The 21,409-nt window shown below is 61.5% G+C and carries 18 protein-coding genes; 13 read left to right on the forward strand and 5 right to left on the reverse strand.

The window, feature by feature from the left end; translation table 11 throughout:
• The first annotated feature begins 6 nt into the window (after positions 1 to 6).
• From AMK02_RS22685 to AMK02_RS22705, 5 genes are all read left to right on the forward strand, one after another.
• The gene (locus AMK02_RS22685; RefSeq protein ID WP_064806978.1) at positions 7 to 789 is read left to right on the forward strand and encodes a carnitinyl-CoA dehydratase; all 783 of its coding nucleotides are present in this window, start codon (positions 7 to 9) and stop codon (positions 787 to 789) included.
• 116 nt (positions 790 to 905) lie between these two features.
• The gene (locus AMK02_RS22690; RefSeq protein WP_064806979.1) at positions 906 to 2,495 is read left to right on the forward strand and encodes an ABC transporter substrate-binding protein; all 1,590 of its coding nucleotides are present in this window, start codon (positions 906 to 908) and stop codon (positions 2,493 to 2,495) included.
• A gap of 97 nt (positions 2,496 to 2,592) precedes the next feature.
• A complete protein-coding gene (locus AMK02_RS22695; RefSeq protein WP_064806986.1) occupies positions 2,593 to 3,600 on the forward strand; it encodes an ABC transporter permease in 1,008 nt (335 codons plus the stop codon).
• Positions 3,597 to 4,424: an ABC transporter permease gene (locus AMK02_RS22700; protein ID WP_064806988.1), complete on the forward strand. Its 828-nt coding sequence runs from the start codon at positions 3,597 to 3,599 to the stop codon at positions 4,422 to 4,424. Before AMK02_RS22695 ends, AMK02_RS22700 begins: the two co-directional genes overlap by 4 nt.
• Entirely contained in the window at positions 4,417 to 6,048 is a 1,632-nt protein-coding gene (locus AMK02_RS22705) for an ABC transporter ATP-binding protein (protein WP_064806990.1), read from the forward strand. The genes AMK02_RS22700 and AMK02_RS22705 overlap by 8 nt, the downstream gene beginning before the upstream one ends.
• 60 nt (positions 6,049 to 6,108) lie before the next feature.
• On the opposite strand, the gene AMK02_RS22710 is transcribed toward AMK02_RS22705, so the two are convergent.
• On the reverse strand, positions 6,109 to 6,894 hold the full coding sequence (locus tag AMK02_RS22710; RefSeq protein WP_064806992.1) for a helix-turn-helix domain-containing protein: 786 nt from the start codon (positions 6,892 to 6,894) through the stop codon (positions 6,109 to 6,111).
• A gap of 121 nt (positions 6,895 to 7,015) precedes the next feature.
• On the opposite strand from AMK02_RS22710, the gene AMK02_RS22715 reads away from it, so the two are divergent.
• Together AMK02_RS22715 and AMK02_RS22720 are read left to right on the forward strand one after the other, a co-directional pair.
• A complete protein-coding gene (locus AMK02_RS22715; RefSeq protein WP_064806994.1) occupies positions 7,016 to 8,596 on the forward strand; it encodes an ABC transporter substrate-binding protein in 1,581 nt (526 codons plus the stop codon).
• Positions 8,597 to 8,617: 21 nt separating this feature from the next.
• Entirely contained in the window at positions 8,618 to 10,621 is a 2,004-nt protein-coding gene (locus tag AMK02_RS22720) for a CocE/NonD family hydrolase (protein ID WP_064806996.1), read from the forward strand.
• A gap of 3 nt (positions 10,622 to 10,624) precedes the next feature.
• On the opposite strand, the gene AMK02_RS22725 is transcribed toward AMK02_RS22720, so the two are convergent.
• Positions 10,625 to 11,536, reverse strand: coding sequence for an alpha/beta hydrolase (locus AMK02_RS22725; protein ID WP_064806997.1), 912 nt, complete (start codon positions 11,534 to 11,536; stop codon positions 10,625 to 10,627).
• Positions 11,537 to 11,801: 265 nt separating this feature from the next.
• Here AMK02_RS22725 and AMK02_RS22730 point away from each other — a divergent pair, with 265 nt between their 5' ends.
• Positions 11,802 to 12,326 carry an RNA polymerase sigma factor gene (locus tag AMK02_RS22730; protein ID WP_064806999.1) on the forward strand — a complete coding sequence of 175 codons (525 nt, stop codon included), beginning with the start codon at positions 11,802 to 11,804 and terminating at the stop codon, positions 12,324 to 12,326.
• The gene (locus tag AMK02_RS22735) at positions 12,323 to 14,419 is read left to right on the forward strand and encodes a vWA domain-containing protein (protein WP_064807000.1); all 2,097 of its coding nucleotides are present in this window, start codon (positions 12,323 to 12,325) and stop codon (positions 14,417 to 14,419) included. The genes AMK02_RS22730 and AMK02_RS22735 overlap by 4 nt, the downstream gene beginning before the upstream one ends.
• A 383-nt stretch (positions 14,420 to 14,802) precedes the next feature.
• On the opposite strand, the gene AMK02_RS22740 is transcribed toward AMK02_RS22735, so the two are convergent.
• A complete protein-coding gene (locus AMK02_RS22740; protein WP_064807002.1) occupies positions 14,803 to 15,729 on the reverse strand; it encodes an SMP-30/gluconolactonase/LRE family protein in 927 nt (308 codons plus the stop codon).
• Between the two features lie 178 nt (positions 15,730 to 15,907).
• Here AMK02_RS22740 and AMK02_RS22745 point away from each other — a divergent pair, with 178 nt between their 5' ends.
• Positions 15,908 to 16,981 (forward strand): LacI family DNA-binding transcriptional regulator, encoded by a 1,074-nt coding sequence (locus tag AMK02_RS22745; protein WP_064807004.1) that lies wholly within the window; start codon positions 15,908 to 15,910, stop codon positions 16,979 to 16,981.
• A gap of 14 nt (positions 16,982 to 16,995) precedes the next feature.
• Here AMK02_RS22745 and AMK02_RS22750 read toward each other — a convergent pair whose 3' ends face one another.
• A complete protein-coding gene (locus tag AMK02_RS22750) occupies positions 16,996 to 18,027 on the reverse strand; it encodes an L-idonate 5-dehydrogenase (protein ID WP_064807005.1) in 1,032 nt (343 codons plus the stop codon).
• A gap of 10 nt (positions 18,028 to 18,037) precedes the next feature.
• Positions 18,038 to 18,979, reverse strand: coding sequence for a 2-hydroxyacid dehydrogenase (locus AMK02_RS22755; protein ID WP_064807007.1), 942 nt, complete (start codon positions 18,977 to 18,979; stop codon positions 18,038 to 18,040).
• Between the two features lie 135 nt (positions 18,980 to 19,114).
• Here AMK02_RS22755 and AMK02_RS22760 point away from each other — a divergent pair, with 135 nt between their 5' ends.
• The 3 genes from AMK02_RS22760 to AMK02_RS22770 are packed head-to-tail and all read left to right on the forward strand — an operon-like array spanning position 19,115 to position 21,330.
• Positions 19,115 to 19,879 (forward strand): SDR family oxidoreductase, encoded by a 765-nt coding sequence (locus tag AMK02_RS22760; RefSeq protein WP_064807008.1) that lies wholly within the window; start codon positions 19,115 to 19,117, stop codon positions 19,877 to 19,879.
• A gap of 13 nt (positions 19,880 to 19,892) precedes the next feature.
• On the forward strand, positions 19,893 to 20,447 hold the full coding sequence (locus AMK02_RS22765; protein WP_064807010.1) for a gluconokinase: 555 nt from the start codon (positions 19,893 to 19,895) through the stop codon (positions 20,445 to 20,447).
• Positions 20,437 to 21,330, forward strand: a complete 894-nt coding sequence (locus AMK02_RS22770) for an NAD(P)-dependent oxidoreductase (protein ID WP_064807012.1) — start codon at positions 20,437 to 20,439, stop codon at positions 21,328 to 21,330. Before AMK02_RS22765 ends, AMK02_RS22770 begins: the two co-directional genes overlap by 11 nt.
• The last annotated feature ends 79 nt before the right edge of the window (positions 21,331 to 21,409 follow it).

The following is a 21,409-nucleotide window of genomic DNA, read 5'->3' on the forward strand; positions in this document are numbered from 1 at the left end:
GCAGGTTTGAGCGATCCTATTCGCACACGACGTGACGGCGGCGTATTGGAAGTCGTCATCGACCGGCCGAAGGCGAACGCCATCGACCTTGCGACCAGCCGTACCATGGGACTGCTCTTCCGGGATTTCCGCGACGATCCGGAATTGCGCGTCGCCATCGTGACGGGTGGGGGCGAAAAGTTCTTCTGCGCCGGATGGGACCTGAAGGCGGCCGCATCAGGCGATGCGGTCGACGGCGATTACGGTGTCGGCGGCTTTGGCGGACTGCAGGAACTGCGCGACCTGAACAAGCCAGTCATTTGTGCGGTCAATGGCATCTGTTGTGGCGGCGGATTGGAGATCGCGCTTTCGGCCGATCTGATCCTCGCCGCCGAGCATGCGACGTTCGCCCTGCCGGAAATCTGCTCGGGCACGGTTGCCGATGCGGCGTCGATCAAGCTGCCGAAGCGTATTCCCTATCACATCGCCATGGACATGCTTTTAACAGGGCGCTGGCTCGACGTGCACGAGGCGCATCGCTGGGGCTTCGTCAACGAGGTTCTGCCGGCCGACCGGCTGATGGAGAGAGCCTGGGAGCTCGCCCGCCTGCTCGCAAGCGGGCCGCCGCTTGTCTATGCGGCCATCAAGGAAATCGTGCGAGAAGCGGAGGGTTCGACGTTCCAGACTGCCATGAACAAGATCACCAAACGGCAATTTGCAACCGTCGACCGCCTCTATTCGAGCGAAGACCAATTGGAAGGCGCCCGCGCCTTCGCCGAGAAGCGCACCCCCATTTGGAAAGGAGAATAGTCAGGCGGCAGCAACCGCTATGTTTCCCGCATGATGCGGGCACCGGAGGTGGAGAGGAAACCACCTGCGATCCTGCCCGGAAGTTCTGTCAACGCACACAAAGAAGGAACTGGGGAATGAACGACTATACGAAATATCTCACAAGTCGCGTCACTGCAGGCGGATTGAGCCGCCGCGAATTCATGGGACGCGCCATGGCGGCCGGCATCACGCTTGCCGTCGCCGACAAGCTTTTCACCGAAAGCGCCGAAGCCGCCGAACCAAAGCGCGGCGGCCATCTGAAGCTCGGTCTCGAAGGCGGTGCCGCCACCGATTCCAAGGACCCGGCAAAATTCCTGTCACAGTTCATGTTCTGCGTCGGCCGCTGCTGGGGCGACATGCTGGTCGAATCCGATCCACTGACGGGTGCCGCCGTGCCGGCGCTCGCTGAATCCTGGGAACCCTCGAAGGATGCCGTGACCTGGACCTTCAAGATCCGCAAGGGAGTCAAGTTCCACGATGGCAAGGAACTGACGATTGACGACGTCGTCGCGACGCTGAAGCGTCATACCGACAAAAAGTCGGAATCAGGCGCGCTCGGTGTCCTCGGTTCGATCAAGGAGATCAAGGCCGACGGCGGCAACCTCGTGCTGACGCTCAGCGAAGGCAATGCCGACATGCCGCTGCTGCTGTCCGACTACCATCTGGTCATCCAGCCCAACGGCGGCGTCGACGATCCGCTGGCCTCGATCGGCACCGGCCCGTACAAGCTGACGAGCTTCGAGCCTGGCGTGCGCGCCACCTTCGAGAAGAACAAGGACGACTGGCGCAGCGACCGGGGTTATGTCGACTCGATCGAAATCATCGGCATGAACGACGCAACCGCCCGCATCGCCGCACTCTCGTCCGGCCAGGTGCATTACATCAACCGCGTCGATCCGAAGACCGTCAACCTGTTGAAACGCGCCCCCAATGTCGAGATCCTCTCGACTGCCGGCCGCGGCCATTACGTGTTCATCATGCATTGCGACAAGGCGCCGTTCGACAACAACGACCTGCGGCTCGCGCTCAAATACGCCATGGACCGCGAAACCATGGTGCAGAAGATCCTCGGCGGTTACGGAAAGGTCGGCAACGACTTCCCGATCAACGCCACCTATGCGCTGTTTCCAGAGGGCATCGAACAGCGCACTTACGACCCCGACAAGGCTGCCTTCCACTACAAAAAGTCGGGCCATAGCGGCTCGGTCCTCTTGCGCACCTCCGAAGTCGCCTTCCCCGGCGCTGTCGATGCGGCCGTGCTCTACCAGGAAAGCTGCAAAAAGGCCGGGATCGAGATCGAGGTTAAGCGCGAGCCCGGCGACGGCTACTGGACCAATGTCTGGAACGTCCAGCCCTTCTCGACTTCCTATTGGGGCGGCCGTCCGACGCAGGATCAGATGTATTCCACCGCCTATCTCTCGACGGCGGACTGGAACGACACCAAGTTCAAGCGTCCTGACTTCGACAAGCTGCTGCTGCAGGCCCGCTCCGAGCTTGATGAAGCCAAGCGCAAGGACATGTACCGCACCATGGCGATGATGGTGCGCGACGAAGGCGGCGTGATCCTGCCGATGTTCAACGACTTCGTGAATGCCTCCACCAAGCAGGTGAAGGGCTATGTCCACGATATCGGCAACGACATGTCGAACGGTTACGTCGCAACCCGCGTCTGGCTGGACGCCTGATGGCAAGGGGCGCATCGCCCCTCCGATCTCCGACGAAGCTGGGACCGTGGGAAGAAAACCCGCGGTCCTCCCGACGTTTTAGCCAAAGGCATTTGCCATGACCAACCCTGCCCCAAGCAATATCTTGCCCGGCCTGAGGCTCCGGCAGCGTTTTCCGTTGCTTACCCTCATCCTCGAGCGCTTCGTGCTCAGCATCGTCCTGCTTTTTGCGGTTTCCATCCTGATCTTCGGTGGGCTCGAAGCCCTGCCTGGCGATTTTGCCACCACCTATCTCGGCCAGTCGGCAACGCCGCAGGCTGTTGCCAATATCCGCCAGGATCTCGGACTGGACCGGCCGGTGACGACACGTTACGTCGAGTGGCTCGGCAATGCCGTCCGGGGTGACTTCGGCACTTCCTGGGCCAGCAAGAATTCGGTGAGCGAACAGATCGGCAAGCGCCTCGGCAATTCGCTCTTTCTGGCAGGTTTCGCGGCGGTGATTTCGGTGCCGCTCGCTGTCGGCCTCGGCATGTTCTCGGTGCATTTCCGCAACCGCATGCCGGATAAGATCATCAACGTGATCTCGCTTGCGGCGATCTCCCTGCCGGAATTCTTCATCGGCTACCTGCTGATCCTCTTCTTCGCCGTGAAGTTGGGCATGGCCACCTTTCCGGCGACCGTCTATGACAGCATGGGCTTCCTCGAACGCCTGAAGGCGATCGCCCTGCCGACGGCGACCTTGGTGCTTGTCGTGCTGGCGCATATGATGCGCATGACCCGGGCTGCCATTCTCTCCGTCATGTCGTCAGCCTATATGGAGACCGCGGAGCTTAAAGGTCTCAGCGCCTTCCGCGCGATCGTCAAGCACGCCGCCCCCAATGCGTTGGCGCCGATCATCAATGTCGTCGCATTGAACCTCGCTTATCTCGTGGTCGGCGTCGTCGTCGTGGAGGTGGTCTTCGTGTATCCCGGCATGGGGCAATATATGGTCGACGCGGTCACCGTGCGCGATATGCCGGTCGTGCAGGCCTGCGGCCTGATCTTCGCGGCCGTCTATATCTTCCTCAACATGATTGCCGATATCCTGGCGATTGTCGCCAATCCAAGGCTGAGGCATCCGCGATGAGAGCAAGAGACATTCCCATCACCGCCTGGATCGGCATGGCGGGCATCGCCATCGCCTTCATCTTCGCGCTCTTCGCGCCCTGGATCGCGCCCTACGGGGAGACCCAGGTCGTCGGCGACGTCTGGCAGCTGCCGGACGACAAATATATCTTCGGGCTCGATAATCTCGGCCGCGACATCCTCTCGCGGCTGATCTATGGCGCGCGCACGACGCTCTTGGTCGCCTCCGCCGCCACCATCATCTCCTTCTCGCTCGGCGTGATCCTGAGCTTCACCGCCGCCGTCTCACGTGGCCTCATCGACACGGTCTTTTCGCGCTTCAACGATCTGATGATGTCGATCCCGACGCTGATCTTCGCGCTGGTCGTGCTGGCGGTGCTGCCGCAAAACCTGGTCGTCCTGATCCTGGTCATGGCGATCCTCGATTCCACCCGCGTCTACCGTCTCGGCCGTGCCGTGGCGCTCGATGTCGCGGTGATGGAATTCGTCGAGGCGGCCAAGCTGCGCGGCGAAGGCAAGCTCTGGATCATCTTCCGCGAGATCCTGCCGAACACGCTGTCGCCGCTGCTGGCCGAGTTCGGACTGCGCTTCGCCTTCTCGATCCTCTTCCTCTCGACGCTGTCCTTCCTCGGCCTCGGCATTCAACCGCCGGCGGCCGATTGGGGCGGCATGGTCAAGGACAACAAGGACGGCATCATCTTCGGCATCTCGGCAGCACTGGTGCCGGGCACGGCGATTGCCGTGCTCGCCATCTGCGTCAACCTCGTCGTCGACTGGCTGCTGAAACGCACATCCAGCCTCAAGGGAGGGCGTGGCGATGCCTGAGCTTCTTTCCGTTCGCAATCTCAAGATCGAAGCGACCAGCTATCCGCCGGGCGAACCGCCCAAGCGGGTAACGATCGTCGACGGCGTGTCCTTCGACCTCAAGAAGGGCAAGGTTCTCGGCCTGATCGGAGAATCGGGCGCCGGCAAGTCGACGATCGGGCTCTCGGCGCTTGCCTATGGCCGCGGCGGGGCCGAAATCACCGGCGGCGAGGTGCGGCTCGACGGCACCGATATTCTGGCGCTGGGCAAGAACGGCATCCGCAAAATCCGCGGCGCCCGCGTCTGCTATGTCGCGCAATCGGCGGCGGCCGCCTTCAATCCGGCGCACAGGCTCGGCGATCAGGTGATCGAAGCCTCGGTCAAACATGGGCTGATGACGAGGGAGGAGGCGCGCAAACGGGCGCTTTATCTGTTCCGGGTCCTCGGCCTGCCCAATCCCGAAACCTTCGGCGAGCGCTTTGCCCATCAGGTCTCCGGTGGCCAGCTGCAGCGCGCGATGACGGCGATGGCGCTCTGCTCCAACCCCGAGCTCATCGTCTTCGACGAGCCGACCACGGCACTCGACGTCACCACGCAGATCGACGTGCTGGCGGCGATCAAGCATGCGATCGAGGAGACCCATACGGCCGCCCTCTACATCACCCACGATCTTGCCGTCGTCGCGCAGATTTCCGACGACATCATGGTCCTGCGCCATGGCAAGCAGGTGGAATATGGCAGTGTTCAGCAGATCATCGAGGCGCCGCGCGAGGACTATACCCGCGCCCTCGTCAATGTCAGGCAGGCCTATCGCGAGGAAGCCGCCGATCAGTCCACAGCCCTTCTCAAAGTGGAGAATGTCAGCGCCGAATATTCCAACGGCTTCAAGGTACTGCACGATGTCTCGCTGCATGTGCCAAAGGGGCAGACGCTTGCCGTCGTCGGCGAATCCGGCTCCGGAAAATCAAGCCTGGCACGCGCCATTACCGGCCTCTTGCCGCCGAAGAGCGGACGCATCGTCTTCGGCGGCAAGCCACTGGTGCCCGATCTGAAGAACCGGCAAAACGACGACCTCAGGCGTATCCAGCTGATCTATCAGATGGCCGACACGGCGATGAACCCGAGGCAGACGGTCCGCGACATCATCGGCCGTCCGTTGACCTTCTATTATGGTCTCAGAGGTGCGGAGAAGACGGCCAGAGTGAAGGAACTGCTCGATCAGATCGAGATGGGCAACGGCTTCATCGACCGCTACCCGGCCGAACTCTCCGGCGGCCAGAAGCAGCGGGTGGCGATCGCAAGAGCCCTTGCCGCCAAGCCCGAGCTCATTCTTTGCGACGAGCCGACCTCGGCGCTCGACCCGCTGGTGGCCGAGGGTATCCTCAAGCTGCTGCTGCGACTACAACAGGAGGAACAGCTGTCCTACATCTTCATCACCCATGACATCGCGATCGTCCGGGCGATTGCCGACAGCGTGGCGGTGATGCATCGCGGCAAGCTGGTGCGCTTCGGCCCGAAATCGACGGCGCTGTCGCCGCCCTTCGACGACTACACCGACCTGTTGCTGAAATCCGTACCCGAGATGGAGATCGGCTGGCTGGAGCGGGTGCTGACGACGCGGAAGATGGCAAGCGCCGGGAATTGAAGGCTCGAAATCTTCCGGCACTCATCCGGATATGACGGCTTCGTTGGAAAATCGGTGTCTTCAATACTCTGCCGGCACCGCATACACTTCCGCCGATGGATCTGCGAGGAACGAGCGCACCGTCGGTGGCAGCTGGCGTGAAGACAGCGGCAGTGGTCCGCAACGCGACAGAAGCTCGCGCAGGTTGGGCTCGGCGCCGACATGCCGCCAGATCATCCGCGACGCATACGGGAGATTTTCCCGTCGCCACGAAACTCCCATTGTCGTCCCGCGCAGATAGACGCGCTGGTACTCATCGAACGGCAGGAGGATCGTCTGTGAAAGTACCGGATTCGGGCCGACGACTCGCTCCGTAATGAAGATCCGGTTTCGATAGAAGGCCGCAAGGCCGACATATTTCGAAAATTGCTGGATGCCGTTTCCAGCGTCCCGCAGACGCTCCATTGATTTGACATGCACAAGCCCACCCTTCTCCACAAAGCGGCTGCACGAACAGACAACCATTCCCGGCCAGGACGGGGAGCGATGATAGGTCTGGAAATAGCCGATATGGCGCCGGAGCGCGGCCAGATCGCCCGGGAACGCCTTTAATAGTTCCGAACTTTGATTGAGATCTAGAGTCGGTTTGCGAAGCCGCTCGCGAAAGAGCCTGGGAGCGAGACCAAAGTCGGCTGCGTCGAGATCGAAATACTTGGCTATGCGCGCAAGATTATGGGCAGACGGCCTCGTCTGGCCGTTGATATATCGATTGAATTGCTGCCGGTTGATATCGATCGCGCGGCAAAGATGCGAAATGGAACGCTGCGTGGCACAGGCGATCTTGAGGTTGTCGACTAGGTGAGGCATCGGCGGTTCCGTCTGAATGATAGCAGCGTAAACTCGCTCAAAGATGCGTCAAGTCGCGAAATTGCGTGAAGCAGCCTGATCTCTACGTTCCCTTCTAATAACGTTGAAAAAGGGAACTGAAATGACACGTGAAAAGAATCAATCTTCGCCTCTGAGTATCGGCCGCCGTCACTTCGTTGGCGGTGCCGTCGCGCTGGGAGCTTTGCCAGTCCTCACCTCCGGCCTCCTGATGCCGCGCGATGCCCGCGCGCAGGAAGCGAAGCGCGGTGGTCATCTGAAACTCGGTCTCAAGGGCGGCGCCACCAGTGATGCGCTCGACCCCGCGACCTATAGCGCCTCCGTGTTGTTCGTGATTGGCCGTCTCTGGGGCGACACACTTGTCGAATCCGACCCTAAGACCGGTACGCCCTTGCCGTCGCTGGCGACTTCCTGGACGCCATCGGCGGACGCATCCGTCTGGACTTTCAAAATCAGGAACGACGTGCAGTTTCACGACGGCAGCAAGATGACCGTCGCGGACATCGTCGCGACACTGAAGCGACACGCGGACAAGAATTCGCAGTCGGGCGCTCTGGGGCTCATGGCCTCGATCACCGGCATCGACGAAAAAGCGGGCGACCTTGTCCTCACACTTTCGGAAGGCAATGCGGACCTGCCTTTGCTGTTGACCGACTATCACCTGATCATCCAACCGAAGGGCGGCCTCGACAAGCCTGCGGCGGCCATCGGTACAGGTCCTTACATTCTGAAAAGCTTCGAACCGGGCGTTCACGCAACCTTCGAGAAAAACCCGAAGGATTGGCGCTCCGACCGCGGCTTTGTCGACAGTGTCGAGATCCTCGTCATCAACGACAACACCGCCCGCGTTGCCGCACTTGCCTCCGGCCAAGTCCATTTCGTCAACAATGTCGACCCAAAGACAGTCCCGATGCTGCAGCGAGCACCGACCGTCGAAATCCTCCGGAATGCAGGCAAGGGCTTCTATTGTTTCCTGATGCATTGCGACACGGCTCCCTTCGACAACACCGATCTTCGGCTTGCGCTGAAATATGCCATCGATCGTCAGGCGATCCTCGACAAGGTTCTGGGCGGCTACGGAGTCATCGGCAACGACTATCCGGTCAATTCTAACTACGCTCTCGCCCCGACCGATATCGAGCAGCGCCCTTATGATCCAGACAAGGCCGCCTTCCACTTCAAGAAAGCGGGTCTCGACCGCTCCATTCAGCTGCTCACGTCAGACGCAGCCCTTCCGGGCGCTGTGGATGCGGCGATCCTGTTCCAGCAAAGCGCGCGCAAGGCCGGCATCACGATCGACGTCAAGCGCGAACCGGAAGACGGCTACTGGACCAATGTCTGGAACAAGCAGCCCTTCTGCGCCTCGTTCTGGGGCGGTCGTCCGACCCAGGATTCGCGCTATTCCACCTCTTACCTGTCGACCGCAGAATGGAACGACACGCGTTTCAAGCGCCCTGACTTCGACAAATTGGTTCTGCAAGCAAGGTCAGAACTCGATGAGGCCAAGCGCAAGGTGCTTTATCGGCAATTGGCCCTGATGGTACGAGACGATGGCGGTCTGATCCTGCCCGTCTTCAACGACTACATCATGGCCTCTTCGAAAATGCTGAAGGGATATGTCGACGATATCGGCAACGATATGTCCAACGGCTACATCGGCAGCCGCGTGTGGCTTAATGCCTAAAGCTCTTCTGGATATATGACAATGTCAGACCGCAGCTTCACAACCATCGAAAATCAGTGGATCACCTTGAAGGATCGGACGCGGCTGGCGGCACGCATCTGGATGCCCGACGGCGCGGAGAAGGATCCCGTGCCGTCGGTCTTCGAGTTCCTGCCCTATCGCAAGCGCGACGGGACCAGCCTCAGGGACGAGTCGACCTATCCGGTGTTCGCCGCCGCCGGCATTGCCGGCGTGCGCGTCGATATCCGCGGATCGGGCGAATCCGACGGCGTCATCGACGGCGAATATACCGAGCGGGAGCTTGCCGATGCCTGCGAGCTGATCGCCTGGATCGCAGCGCAGCCATGGTCGAACGGCTCGGTCGGCATGATGGGCATCTCCTGGGGCGGCTTCAACAGCCTGCAGGTCGCCGCATTGCGGCCGCCGGCGCTCAAAGCCGTCATCTCGATCGCCTCGACCGTCGACCGCTATAATGACGATATCCACTATAAGAACGGCTGCCATCTTTCCGCCCAGCTCTCATGGGCGGCGACGATGCTTGGCTACCAGTCACGCCCGCCCGATCCGGCACTTGTCGGCGAGCGCTGGAAGGAGATGTGGCTGGAGCGCCTGGCAGGCGAACCCTTTTTCATGGAGGAGTGGCTGACCCATCAGCGGCGCGATGATTTCTGGCGTCACGGCTCGATCTCGGAGGACTTTTCGAGCGTCGAGATCCCGACGCTCGTGATTGCCGGTTGGGCGGATGGCTACCGCAATACGCCGTTGATGGCGGTCGAGGGTCTGGGCGAGAAGGCGAAGGCACTGATCGGTCCCTGGGTGCACAAATATCCGCACTTTGCCTGGCCGAAACCGCGCGCCGATTTCCATGGCGAAGCGATCGCCTGGTGGAACAAATGGCTGCGTGGCGAGGACAATGGCATCGACAGACTGCCGCAGGCCCGCGCCTATATTCTCGATGCCGTCCGCCCGGCGCCGCGGCGCGACAGCGATCCCGGATTCTGGATCGCGCGGGATGTCTGGACGCCGCCGCACATGCAATGTTTCTACGTCGAGCAATTCGGCAGGCTGACCGAAGGCATGCCGATCCCGCATGCTCCCGAGCATCCCGTCTATGTCAGGTCTCCTCTCGATACCGGCACGGCATCGGGTGAATATTTCACGCTGAAGCCCGACGCGGAAATGGCGATCGATCAACGCTTGGACGATGCCGGTTCGCTGGTCTTCGATACCATGCCGCTTGCCGATGATTGCGACTATCTCGGTCGGCCGGTGCTGACACTGCGGCTGCGGCCCCGGGCGGCGCATGCGAACCTCTGCGCCCGGCTCGTCGATGTTCATCCTGATGGCACGGCGACGCGGGTCGCCTTCGGCGTCGTCAATCTCACCCATCGCGACGGCAATGCCGATCCGAAGCCGCTGATCCCGGGCGAGACGGTGTCGATCCGATTGGTGCTCGATGCCTGCGGCTATCGTTTCCGCAAGGGGCATCGCATCCGCCTTTCGCTGTCCACCGCCTATTGGCCGATGATCCTGCCGCCGCCTGAGAACGAAGGGATCGACATCGATATCGCCTCGCTCGGTCTGGGGCTGCCGATACTCGGCGATTATCGCAGGATTGAAATCGCCGAACCGGCCAACCCCGATCCCCTGCCGAAATATATCGAGCATGCGGCTGCCGCGACGAAACGGCAGATCGTCCGGGATCTCTCGGCCAATCGGACGGACTATCGCATCCACGAGGAGACCGGGCTTTACGAACATCCCAACACGGGCCTGTCGACCCGGCATTTGCGCGAGGAAGTCTGGTCGATTTCGCCGGATGAACCGCTGTCGATGACCGGTGTGTCGACCTGGACCTGCGACATGCACCGTCCCGGCTGGTTCGTGCGGACCGTGGCAACGGCGCGGATTGCCTGTACTGCATCCGATTGGATCATCAGCGCCGTCGTCACGGCGTTCGAGGACGACGTGCAGATCTTCGAAAAGATCTTCGCGGAAAAGAAGGTTGCGCGCGATCTGATGTGATCGTCAAAGCATCGCGAAATGCTTGACAGCCTCGCAGACAGCTCGGAAGCCATCGCGCGCGCCATCGCTCATATGGCGGGCGCGCAGCCAGGCATGCACCATCTGCGGCTCCTCCCGGAACCAGACTTCGATGCCGTTCGCGGTCAGCCGGGCGGCATAGTGCCGGCCGTCATCGCGAAGCGGATCGAAATGCGCGACGGTGATGAAGGCCGGCGGCAGTCCGACGAGCGAAGCTGCCTGCAGCGGCTCGGCGATTTCATTTCCTTCAGGTGCCCGCAGGATCTCGCGATAATAGGCGACATCGGCCGTCGTCAGGCTGGGTGCGGCGGCCATATCTATATAGGATCCCGCGTCGAGGTCGCCGCCGAGGCTGGGGTAGATCAGCACCTGGCCGACAACGCCCGATAGCTCCTCATTGCGCGCCCGCAAGGCAAGGCCTGCCGCAAGATTGCCGCCGGCGCTGTCGCCGATCAGCACGACTTTGTTGCTGGCGGCAAGCAGATGTTTGAGCACGGCGAAGCCGTCATCCGTCTGCGCCGGCCAGCGATATTCAGGGGCCAGCCGGTAATCGACGGAAACGAGTTCGGCGCCGGCAAAATCAGCGATCTCGGCGCAGATGGCGTGATGGCTCTCAAGCGAACCGACAACGAAGCCGCCGCCATGGATATAAAGCAGAATAGTCCGGGTGATGATTTTCCGCGGACGGTAGCGCCGGATCGGTATGCGCTGAACCATGCCGTCCGCAAAGATCATATCCGGGGGCAGCGGGCGGTCGAAGCGCGCACAAAGAGCATCGTACCAATGCCGCTGCTGCTCGACCGGCGCTTCGACGGCGTCTGCGGGATAGAAGCTATCGCAAATCTGGAGAAACTGCAGAATGCCCTTTTCGGTGGGGACAGGCGACGGAGCGGACATTGAGGGTCCTTTCGATTTTGGACATGCGGATCATGCCCTTGGCCGACTCTGCATCCATCATGCCTCTTTGCGGCGGAGGCAATCTGTCTGGCCGCGACCCATGGATGTCGCGATGCTTTCTTATTTTGATCTCGCATTTCCAGGGCTTTGCCGCTTTTTCCAAAAAGATCCGATAAAATTTCGGCGACGACCCAAGGAAAGCCCTCGGAGAAACGTCTCAATCCTGAAATAGCATCTTGCTTGATAGCTTGGGGGTAGGTGCGCATTGGATGCGGAGCTCATAGAACGAGCACAGAGCGGCGACCGGGAGGCCTTCGGGCAACTGGTCTCGCGCCATTATGATTTCGTCCGCGCGACGGCGTGGCGATGGTCGGGCAATTCCACCGATGCGGACGATATCGCCCAGGAGGTCTGCGTCAAAATCGGCGCCGCCATCCGCGACTTTCGCGGCGCCAGCCGCTTCCGGACATGGCTTTATACGCTGACGCTGAACGCCGCTCGCGATCACAGACGCAAACGCGCACGAGAGCAGCAGACGTTCCGCGCCTATGCGGCCGAACCGCAGGCGGATGCGCCGGGCGGAGACGACAACGAGATATCGAGCGCATTATGGGCGGCCGTGCGCGCTTTGCCGGAACGGCAATGCGACGCCGTGCTGCTCGTCTATGGCGAAGGCCTCAGCCATTCGGCCGCCGCCGATGTCATGGGCTGCTCGGAGGCGACCGTCTCTTGGCAGGTCCACGAGGCGCGCAAGCGGCTGAAGGCCATGTTCGGCAAGGAAGAGGTATGATGGACAAGGAACTCGAAAAACTCTCCCGCCTCACCCCGCCCGCCATCGATCCGCAGGCGCGGACGCGCGCCCTTGCGGCGGCGATGCAGGCCTTCGACAGCGCAGAAAATAATGCAGCGGCAGCCCAAGGAAATGCCCAAGGCTGGCGTCCAAGCTCCATCATCAACTGGATATGGAGCCCTGCTGTGAATAAGAAATTCCTCGCCGGTTCAGCCCTTGCGACGCTGCTCGTCATTCCCGCCGCCGGTTATCTCACCCTCGAGCTGACCCGCAATCCGCCGATTATCGACCAGGAGAAGATCGCCGGCACTGTTTCGAAAAATGGGGTGGCGAAACCGGCCGAACCTCGGCTTTCCGAAGCGGCCGAAGAGAATCGGCCGGCTCAATCGTCTGCGGCTGATAGCGCTCAAATCTTGCAGGACAAGGAGCCTCAGGCGGCAAAGTCCGCCGCGGAGTTGCGCGCTGAATTCGATGCAGGCGAAATCGCCGCTCTCAAGAGCAAGTCGGAGGATTCCGCGGCGGCTCTTGGCATGGCCAAACGTGCTGCGCCGGCCGCTCCTGGTGTGGTTGCTCAGGGTCAGCGGTTGGCTGAACCGATGGCCGTTGCCCCCTCGCCTGTTCCGCCAGCAGATGGGCGTATGCAGATTCAGCTCGATCCCAGCCGCGAACGCTTTGCCAATGCCGCGGCTAATCCGATCAAGAGTGTCGCGACGGATCCGGTTTCCACCTTCTCCGCCGATGTCGACAGCGCTTCCTATTCCTTTGTCCGCCGGTCGCTCACCGACGGGGCGATGCCGGATCCGCAATCGGTTCGCGTCGAAGAGATGATCAATTATTTCCCCTATGACTGGCCGGGTCCCGAGAAGGCCGATCAGCCTTTCAAGGCGACCGTGACGGTGATGCCGACCCCGTGGAACCACGACACGGAACTGATGCACGTGGCGATCAAGGGTTATGACATCGCGCCGGCGACCGCGCCGCACGCCAATCTCGTCTTTCTGATCGACGTGTCGGGCTCGATGGACGAACCGGACAAGCTGCCGCTGCTGAAGAGCGCCTTCCGGCTGCTGGTCAACAAGCTGAAGGCGGACGACACCGTGTCGATCGTCACCTATGCCGGCAATGCCGGCACTGTACTAGAGCCGACGCGGGTGGCGGAGAAATCGAAGATCCTCTCGGCGATCGACAGGCTGGAGGCCGGAGGCTCGACCGGCGGCGCCGAGGGTATCGAGGCGGCCTACGATCTTGCCAAAAAGGCCTTCGTCAAGGACGGCGTCAACCGGGTGATGCTGGCGACGGACGGCGACTTCAATGTCGGCCCGTCGAGTGACGAGGATCTGAAGCGAATCATCGAGGAGAAGCGCAAGGACGGCATATTCCTCACCGTTCTCGGCTTCGGACGCGGTAATCTCAACGATTCCCTGATGCAGACGCTCGCCCAGAACGGCAATGGCAGCGCCGCCTATATCGACACCCTGGCGGAGGCGCAGAAGACCTTGGTCGAAGAAGCCGGATCGACGCTGTTTCCGATTGCCAAGGACGTCAAGTTCCAGGTCGAGTTCAACCCGGAACGGATCGCCGAATACCGGCTGATCGGTTATGAGACGCGCGCCCTCAAACGCGAGGACTTCAACAATGACCGCGTCGATGCCGGCGATATCGGCTCCGGCCACAGCGTCACCGCGATCTACGAGATCACGCCCCAGGGAAGCCCCGCGGTGATGAACGACGACCTGCGTTATGGCGCCGCCGATAAGGCATCGGCCGAGACATCGGGCAGCGCGCATCAGGGCGAGCTCGCCTTCGTCAAGATGCGCTACAAGTGGCCGGGCGAAGACAAGAGCGCCCTGATCACCACGCCGGTCGGTGACGGCAACGCGGTCGCCACCATCGACGCCGCGCCGCAGGACGTCCGCTTCTCGGTGGCCGTCGCCGCCTTCGGCCAAAAACTGAGCCGCATCGCCGCCGTCGATGCCTATTCCTACCAGGCGATTGCCGACCTCGCTGCGGCATCGCGGGGGACGGATCCCTTCGGCTACAGATCGGATTTCCTCGGTCTCGTCAGGCTGGCTGACAGCCTCAGCCAACGATAGGCCAAGAAGTCCCGAAAGGCGAAGCCGCCTAGAAAGACGGCCTCGCCTCAGTTTGTTGATAAAGTCTCCTCCGTCATGCTCGCCTTGTGCCGAGCATCTGAGCACTGCAATTGCTTGGCAGGAAAATGTTTGTTTTCTGATGATTAATTGAGACGGGCGCAGATCCTCGGCACAAGGCCGAGGATGACGTTGGGGCAGTAGTTTGTAAGCAGCCGGCAACAGAGGCCGTCCGGGAAGGCGGCCTCTGGATCGGCCTATAGTATGAATGACGGACATGGTGATCCAGGTCAGGAGCTGATTTTTGTTGCGGGCAGGACTAAGCCGTCGTCGGGAGGCCATGTCGACTACACACAACCCAACCGAGCCCGAAACGATAGCGTGCTCTATCCCGGTCTCGACCCGTTGGCCGTGAGATAGACAGCGTAGAGAGAGGTTGTTGCGGTTATGAAGAGGCGGTTCAGTTTCGCGCCGCCGAAAGCGACATTGGAGACGATCTCGGGAATATGGATCTTGCCGAGCAGAGTGCCATCCGGATCGTAAGCATGCACGCCATCGGCGGCGCTCGTCCAGATCCTGCCCTTCCGGTCGACGCGAAAGCCGTCGAAAAAGCCTGAGGTGCATTCGGCGAAAATGCCGAGATCGGCCAGCTTTCCATTCTCCGATACGGCGAGTTTTCGAATATGACGCGGGCCGCCCGCCAGATGCGTACCTCCGGTATCGGCGATGTAGAGCACTGTCTCATCCGGGGAGAAGGCCAGCCCGTTAGGCTTGACGAAATCGGACGTCATCTGCTCGGTCGTGCCTGTTTCCGGATCATGCCGGTAAACATGGCATCCGCCGATTTCCTCTTCGCCGTAGTCGCCCTCGTAATCGTGGAGGATGCCGTAGCTCGGGTCGGTGAACCAGATTGTGCCGTCGGATTTGACGGTGACGTCATTGGGAGAATTGAGCCGTTTGCCCGCAATGCGATCGGCCAGGACGGTCATCCCACCGTCGAAATCCGTCCGCGTGATCCGGCGCGTCAGATGCTCGCAAGTAACAAGCCGTCCCTGGTTGTCGACGGTGTTGCCGTTCGAATTGTTGCTGGGCGAGCGGAAGACCGAGGTCTGCCCGCTGGTATCGTCGTAACGCATCATGCGGTTGTTGGGGATATCCGAAAAAACTAGATAACGCCCGGCGGCGAACCAGGCCGGTCCCTCCAGCCAGCGACCGCCCGTCCAAAGCCGCTCGACGCGGGCATGGCCGACGAAGCAGTTTTCAAAGCGCGGGTCGAGAACCTCAAAGCCCGTACCCTCGATTTCTCCGAACATGATGCTCCCTTCCAAATTGTTATCGATATCATCCTGCCTTGTTTTGCAGTCTTCGTACAGAGACCCACGGACTGTGGAACGACGCATTCCTGCAATAATATCGATTGTGCGATGATAGCGATAACTTTATCGTGTCCGGAGTTGCCCAACTCGGAAGCTGTTTTGAAAGCGGGGCCCATTGAAAAACGAGGATGAGCCAAAAGACAAGCGTCTCAAAGGAGGAGACGCCCAGAAGCTGACGATGGCTGAGGTCGCCAAATATGTCGGCGTATCGGCTATGACCGTCTCGCGCGCCTTTCGGCAGGATGCGAGTGTTTCCGAAGAGACGCGCAAGCGCATCATGGAAGCCGTCGATGCGCTCGGCTATGTGCTCGACCTTTCGGCCGGCAGTCTTTCCTCGCGGCGCAGCGGCTTCATCGCGGCGCTGGTGCCCTCCATCAACAATTCGAATTTCTCCGACACCGCCCGCGGCATTACCGATGCGCTGGAGAATACCGGCCTTCAGCTTCTTCTCGGCTATACCGACTATTCCGCCGAGAAAGAAGAAAAGCTGATCGAGGCGATGCTGCGGCGGCGCCCCGAAGGCGTCATCCTGACCGGCGGTTCGCATACCGACCGCGCCCGACGCATGCTTGATAAGGCCGGCATTCCGGTGGTGGAAACCTGGGAGCTTCCGGAAGAGCCGATCAACCATGTGGTCGGCTTTTCCAACAGCGAGGCGATGTCGCTGCTGGTGCGGACGCTGGCGAGCCAGGGTTATAGGAAGTTCGGTTATATCGGCGGAACGACGGCGCGCGATACGCGCGGCAGCCAGCGGCGAAGCGGTTTCCTGAAGACCGTCGAGGAACTGGGCCTGGGGCCTGGCCGGGCGATTTCCTTCGGCGTGCCGCCGATCACCATGGAACAGGGCGGCCAGGCGATCGTGAGCCTGCTGGAGCGCTGGCCGGACACGGAAGTGGTTCTCTGCGTTTCCGACCTTTCCGCCTTCGGCGCGATCATGGAATGCAAGCGCAGGGGAATGAGCGTGCCGGGTGATATCGCCGTTGCCGGCTTCGGCGATTACGAGATCTCGTCGATCTGTCATCCCAGCATTACCACCATCAATGTCGACTGTTACGGCATCGGCCGTCAGGCCGCCGCCCGCCTGCTCGATGCCCTACAGGGCAGCGGCGAGGCGACCGGCGACGAGATTACATTGACAGGCTACAGGGTCGTTCTGCGCGAAAGCACGGATCGCAGCGGCGCCTCATAGGTTAGGCATAAGCGTCAGAAGGCGATCTGCACCTTCATCGACTTGCTGCGGTCGCTGGCCAGTTCGAAGGCGGCGACGGCCTCTTCGATGGCAAAAACCCCTGTCAGCAGCGGCTTCAGATCGACGCGGCGCGCATTGATCAGTTCGACGGCGAGCGCAAATTCCTCGTGAAAGCGGAATGTGCCGCGCATCTCGATTTCCTTGGCAACGATCATGTTCTGCGGAATGGAGACATCGCCGCCAAGGCCGAGCTGCACGAGGACGGCACGGGGCTTCAGGGCCTCCAGACCGGCGCGCACCGCCCGCTCGTTGCCCGACGCCTCGAACATGACGTCGAAATATCCCTTGTCGGCGCCGTAGGCGGCAAGGTCGGCGGCATCAGTGGCAACATTGATCGTTCGATCCGCGCCGCTGGTGCGGGCAATCGCCAGAACGCTGTCGGTGACGTCGGTCGCGACAATTTCGCGGGCGCCGAGAACGCGGGCGGCAACGATCGCCAGCATGCCGATGGGGCCGCAGCCGGTGACCAGCACCCGCTTGCCGAGCAGCGATCCGGCGCGGCTTGCCGCATGCAGCGTCACGGCGAAGGGCTCGGCGAAGGCAGCCTCTTGAATGGAAATGCCGTCGGCGACCTTGTGGCATTGCCAGCGCTCCGCCACCAGCCGCTGGCGGAAGCCGCCTTGAATGTGCGGCATGGGCATGGCGCTGCCGTAGAACCGCATGTTCAGGCAGTGGTTCTGCTGTCCCTTCAGGCAATATTGGCAATGGCTGCACGGCCGGCTCGGGGAAACCGCAACGCGGTCTCCAACGGCAAGGTCGCTCACGCCGGCGCCCAGCGCCTTGACCGTGCCGGCGATCTCGTGGCCGAGGATCATCGGCTCGCGCAGACGCACCGTGCCGAAGCCGCCATGATTGTAATAATGCAGGTCGGAGCCGCAAATGCCGCCGGCTTCGATGGCGATCTCCACCTGCCCCTCTCCCGCAACCTCCGGCTCGCGCTCCTCGATCCTGAGATCCTTGGCGGCATGAATGACGATGGCTTTCATAGCGAAACCCTCACACGACGGGAGTTGGAAGCGGGTTGCCGGCAAAATGCGCGGCGAGATTGTCTCTGACTAGCTGGCCCATGGCCTTACGGGTCTCGACGGTACCGGAGCCATGATGGGGCTGCAACACCACGTTTGGCAGCGTCAGGAAACGCGCATCGATCTTCGGTTCGTTGAGGAACACGTCGAGGCCGGCTGCCTGGATGGTGCGGTTCTGCAGGGCCGCGATCAGCGCCTCTTCATCGACGGTCGTCCCGCGCGAAACATTGATCAGCATGCCGTTGGGACCGAGCGCTTTGAGCACCTCGGCATTGATGATCTTCATCGTCGCCTGCCCGCCGGGGACGATGACAATCAGGAAATCGGCCCAATCGGCAAGCGCCACTAGGTTCGGCTGGTAGGCATAAGGAACATCCGTGTGCTCGTTGCGGGCAAAATAGGCGATGTCGCAGCCGAAAGCGGCAGCCCGCCTGGCGATCGCCTTGCCGATCCGGCCCATGCCGGCGAGTCCGACTTTCTTGCCGGCGACGCGCGTTACCAGCGGCATGGCGACATTGCCCCACTGGCCGGCGCGGACGAAAAGGTCGGCCTGCGGAATCTGCCGCGCCGTGGCAAGCAGCAGTCCGATGGCGATATCGGCGACATCCTCGGTCAGCACGTCAGGGGTGTTGGTGACGCGAATGCCGTTGGCGCGGGCATAGGAGAGATCGATGGCATCGGTGCCGACGCCGTAACAGGAGACGATCTCCAGCTTCGGCAATTGCTGCATCAGCTCGGCGGAGGCGCCGAGTTCGCCACGCGTCGCAATGGCGCGAACATCCTTGCCGACGTTCGCAATCAGTTCCTGCTTGTCGGCCGCTTCCCACAGGCGGTGAACGCGATACTTCGCCTCCAGATCGACCATATCCCATTCCGGATAGGCTCCGGTCATCAAGATCTCTACCTCAGGCATTCCGTCTCCGTCCCGCATTTTGACAGTTGATTATGTTATCGATAACATATAATCCGGAAAAGCGATGTCAAGTGAGTTTCACCTGAAGTGGCGGTATAAGCCGTCATTCGCAGCGACACCGGAGGAGTTATTTGCATGAAGAACCTGTTTGATCTGACCGGGCAGCTTGCCCTGATTACCGGCTCGAGCCAGGGGATCGGTTATGCGCTGGCCGAGGGCCTGGCGCAGCACGGCGCCGCGGTGGTCATCAACGGCCGGACGCCCGAAAGCGTCAAACGCGCGGTCGAGAGCCTCAAGGCGCAGGGACTGTCTGCCCATGCGGCCATCTTCGACGTAACCAGCAAGGACGCCGCCAAAGCGGGCATCGATGCGATCGAGGCCGATATCGGCCCGCTCGACATCCTGATCAACAATGCCGGCATGCAGTTTCGCACGCCGCTGGAAGATTTCCCGGCGGACAAATGGGAACTGCTGCTGACCACCAATATTTCGAGCGTATTTTACGTCGGCCAGGCGGCCGCCAAAGCCATGATCGCCCGCGGCCAGGGCAAGATCATCAACATCGCCTCGGTGCAGAGCGAACTGGCCCGCCCGGGCATCGCCCCCTATACCGCGACTAAGGGCGCGGTGCGCAACCTGACGCGCGGCATGTGCGCCGACTGGGCCAAACATGGCCTGCAGATCAATGCGATCGCGCCCGGTTATTTCAAGACGCCGCTCAACCAGGCGCTCGTCGACAATCCCGAATTCTCGTCCTGGCTCGAGAAGCGGACGCCGGCCGGACGCTGGGGCAATGTCGAGGAACTGGTGGGGGCCGCCGTTTTCCTCTCGGGCCGCGGCTCGTCTTTCATCAACGGCCACACGCTTTATGTCGATGGCGGCATCACCACCTGCCTCTGACAGGGACGCGACGATGGAGCTCGGGAAAGAAGTGCTGCCTCTGGCCGTCGTGGTCATGGGCGTCAGCGGTTGCGGCAAATCCTCGGTTGGAGCGGGCGTCGCCGCGCGAAATGGCATGCGGTTTGTGGAAGGCGACCAACTCCACCCCGCCGCAAATGTCGAGAAGATGGCGCAAGGCATACCGCTCACCGACGCCGACCGCCTGCCCTGGCTCGACCGGATCGGCGAGGAAATAAAGACCGCAAAAGAGGCGTCGCAAGGGTTGGCAATTTCGTGCTCGGCGCTGAAGCGCAGCTATCGGGACCGGTTGAGACAGGCGGCGGGCGGGCACTTGGCCTTTGTTTTCCTGGAGGGGTCGCGCGACCTGCTGTTGTCGCGGATGCAGGCCCGTCAGGGCCACTTCATGCCGGCGTCGCTGCTTGATAGCCAGCTGCAGACGCTGGAGCCGCCGACCGGTGAAGCCGGTGTGGTCACGGTGGCGATCGATATGGCTTTGGATGATGTGGTGGCGCTGGCTTGTGAGGGGCTGAAAAGCGCGGCCGTCAAGGGAGGGTTTCATGCAGGATGATTATAGAGCAGATGTCGCCGTCATCGGCGCCGGCATCATGGGAACGGCGATCGTCACGCGATTGATCGAGACCGGCCACAAAGTCTCGGTCTTCGATCTCGATGCCGAAAAGGTCGCGGCTTTGACGGCAAAGGGCGCGCACGCGGCGAGCTCCGTGGCGAGTGCCGTCTCGGCGTCGGAATTCTGCATTCTCAGCCTCAACCACGCCAGCATCGTGCGCGCCGTCATCTTCGGCGAGAACGGGGTTGCGGCGGCGGCCAGCGCCGACAAGCTGCTGATCGACATGTCTTCCATCGACCCTGCCGAGACCGCCGACATGGCGACGCGGCTGCGTGCGGAAACGGGCATGGCATGGGTGGATTGCCCGCTTTCCGGCGGCGTGCCCGGCGCGCTCGGTGGAAAGCTGACGATCATGGCCGGCGGCAGCGCTGAGGATTTCGAGCGTGCGCGTGTGGTGATGCGGCATCTTGCCGCCAATTATACGCTGATGGGCGCCTCCGGCGCCGGGCAGACCACCAAGCTGATCAATCAGCTGTTCTGCGCCGTGCTGTTCCAGGCGGTCGCGGAAGCCGTCAAGCTCGCCGAGGCCGGCGGCGTCGATCCCTCCGCCATTCCGGCCGCTCTTGCCGGGGGCAGGGCGGATAGCCGGATATTGCAGGAATTCATGGCAAAATTCGCCGCCCGGGATTTCTCACCGACAGGTCGGATCGACAATATGCTGAAGGACTTGGATTCGCTTCAGGCCTTTGCGTTGAAGACCAAGACGCCGCTGCCGATGACGGGTGCGGTGGTGGAGATTCACCGCCTGCTTTGCGCCGCCGGTCTTGGGCCGAGGGACTCGGCCGAGATGATGCGCCTTCTCGATGGATTGCAGGCCGACTAACATCATCTTCGACGGCGTTGGAGATTGTCACTTTCCGCTTGACTACCGGGGAATGTTATCGATAACATATTTTCGTAAG

Origin of the sequence: Rhizobium sp. N731 (assembly GCF_001664145.1) — a bacterium.
In the GTDB taxonomy this organism is placed as follows: domain Bacteria; phylum Pseudomonadota; class Alphaproteobacteria; order Rhizobiales; family Rhizobiaceae; genus Rhizobium; species Rhizobium esperanzae.

Bases quoted from the DNA above. Each gene is read 5' to 3' on its own strand.
- AMK02_RS22690 (WP_064806979.1), top strand. From the start codon at position 906: ATGAACGACTATACGAAATATCTCACAAGTCGCGTCACTGCAGGCGGA.
- AMK02_RS22695 (WP_064806986.1), top strand. From the start codon at position 2,593: ATGACCAACCCTGCCCCAAGCAATATCTTGCCCGGCCTGAGGCTCCGG.
- AMK02_RS22700 (WP_064806988.1), top strand. From the start codon at position 3,597: ATGAGAGCAAGAGACATTCCCATCACCGCCTGGATCGGCATGGCGGGC.
- AMK02_RS22705 (WP_064806990.1), top strand. From the start codon at position 4,417: ATGCCTGAGCTTCTTTCCGTTCGCAATCTCAAGATCGAAGCGACCAGC.
- AMK02_RS22710 (WP_064806992.1), bottom strand. From the start codon at position 6,894: ATGCCTCACCTAGTCGACAACCTCAAGATCGCCTGTGCCACGCAGCGT.
- AMK02_RS22715 (WP_064806994.1), top strand. From the start codon at position 7,016: ATGACACGTGAAAAGAATCAATCTTCGCCTCTGAGTATCGGCCGCCGT.
- AMK02_RS22720 (WP_064806996.1), top strand. From the start codon at position 8,618: ATGTCAGACCGCAGCTTCACAACCATCGAAAATCAGTGGATCACCTTG.
- AMK02_RS22725 (WP_064806997.1), bottom strand. From the start codon at position 11,536: ATGTCCGCTCCGTCGCCTGTCCCCACCGAAAAGGGCATTCTGCAGTTT.
- AMK02_RS22735 (WP_064807000.1), top strand. From the start codon at position 12,323: ATGATGGACAAGGAACTCGAAAAACTCTCCCGCCTCACCCCGCCCGCC.
- AMK02_RS22740 (WP_064807002.1), bottom strand. From the start codon at position 15,729: ATGTTCGGAGAAATCGAGGGTACGGGCTTTGAGGTTCTCGACCCGCGC.
- AMK02_RS22750 (WP_064807005.1), bottom strand. From the start codon at position 18,027: ATGAAAGCCATCGTCATTCATGCCGCCAAGGATCTCAGGATCGAGGAG.
- AMK02_RS22755 (WP_064807007.1), bottom strand. From the start codon at position 18,979: ATGCCTGAGGTAGAGATCTTGATGACCGGAGCCTATCCGGAATGGGAT.
- AMK02_RS22760 (WP_064807008.1), top strand. From the start codon at position 19,115: ATGAAGAACCTGTTTGATCTGACCGGGCAGCTTGCCCTGATTACCGGC.
- AMK02_RS22765 (WP_064807010.1), top strand. From the start codon at position 19,893: ATGGAGCTCGGGAAAGAAGTGCTGCCTCTGGCCGTCGTGGTCATGGGC.
- AMK02_RS22770 (WP_064807012.1), top strand. From the start codon at position 20,437: ATGCAGGATGATTATAGAGCAGATGTCGCCGTCATCGGCGCCGGCATC.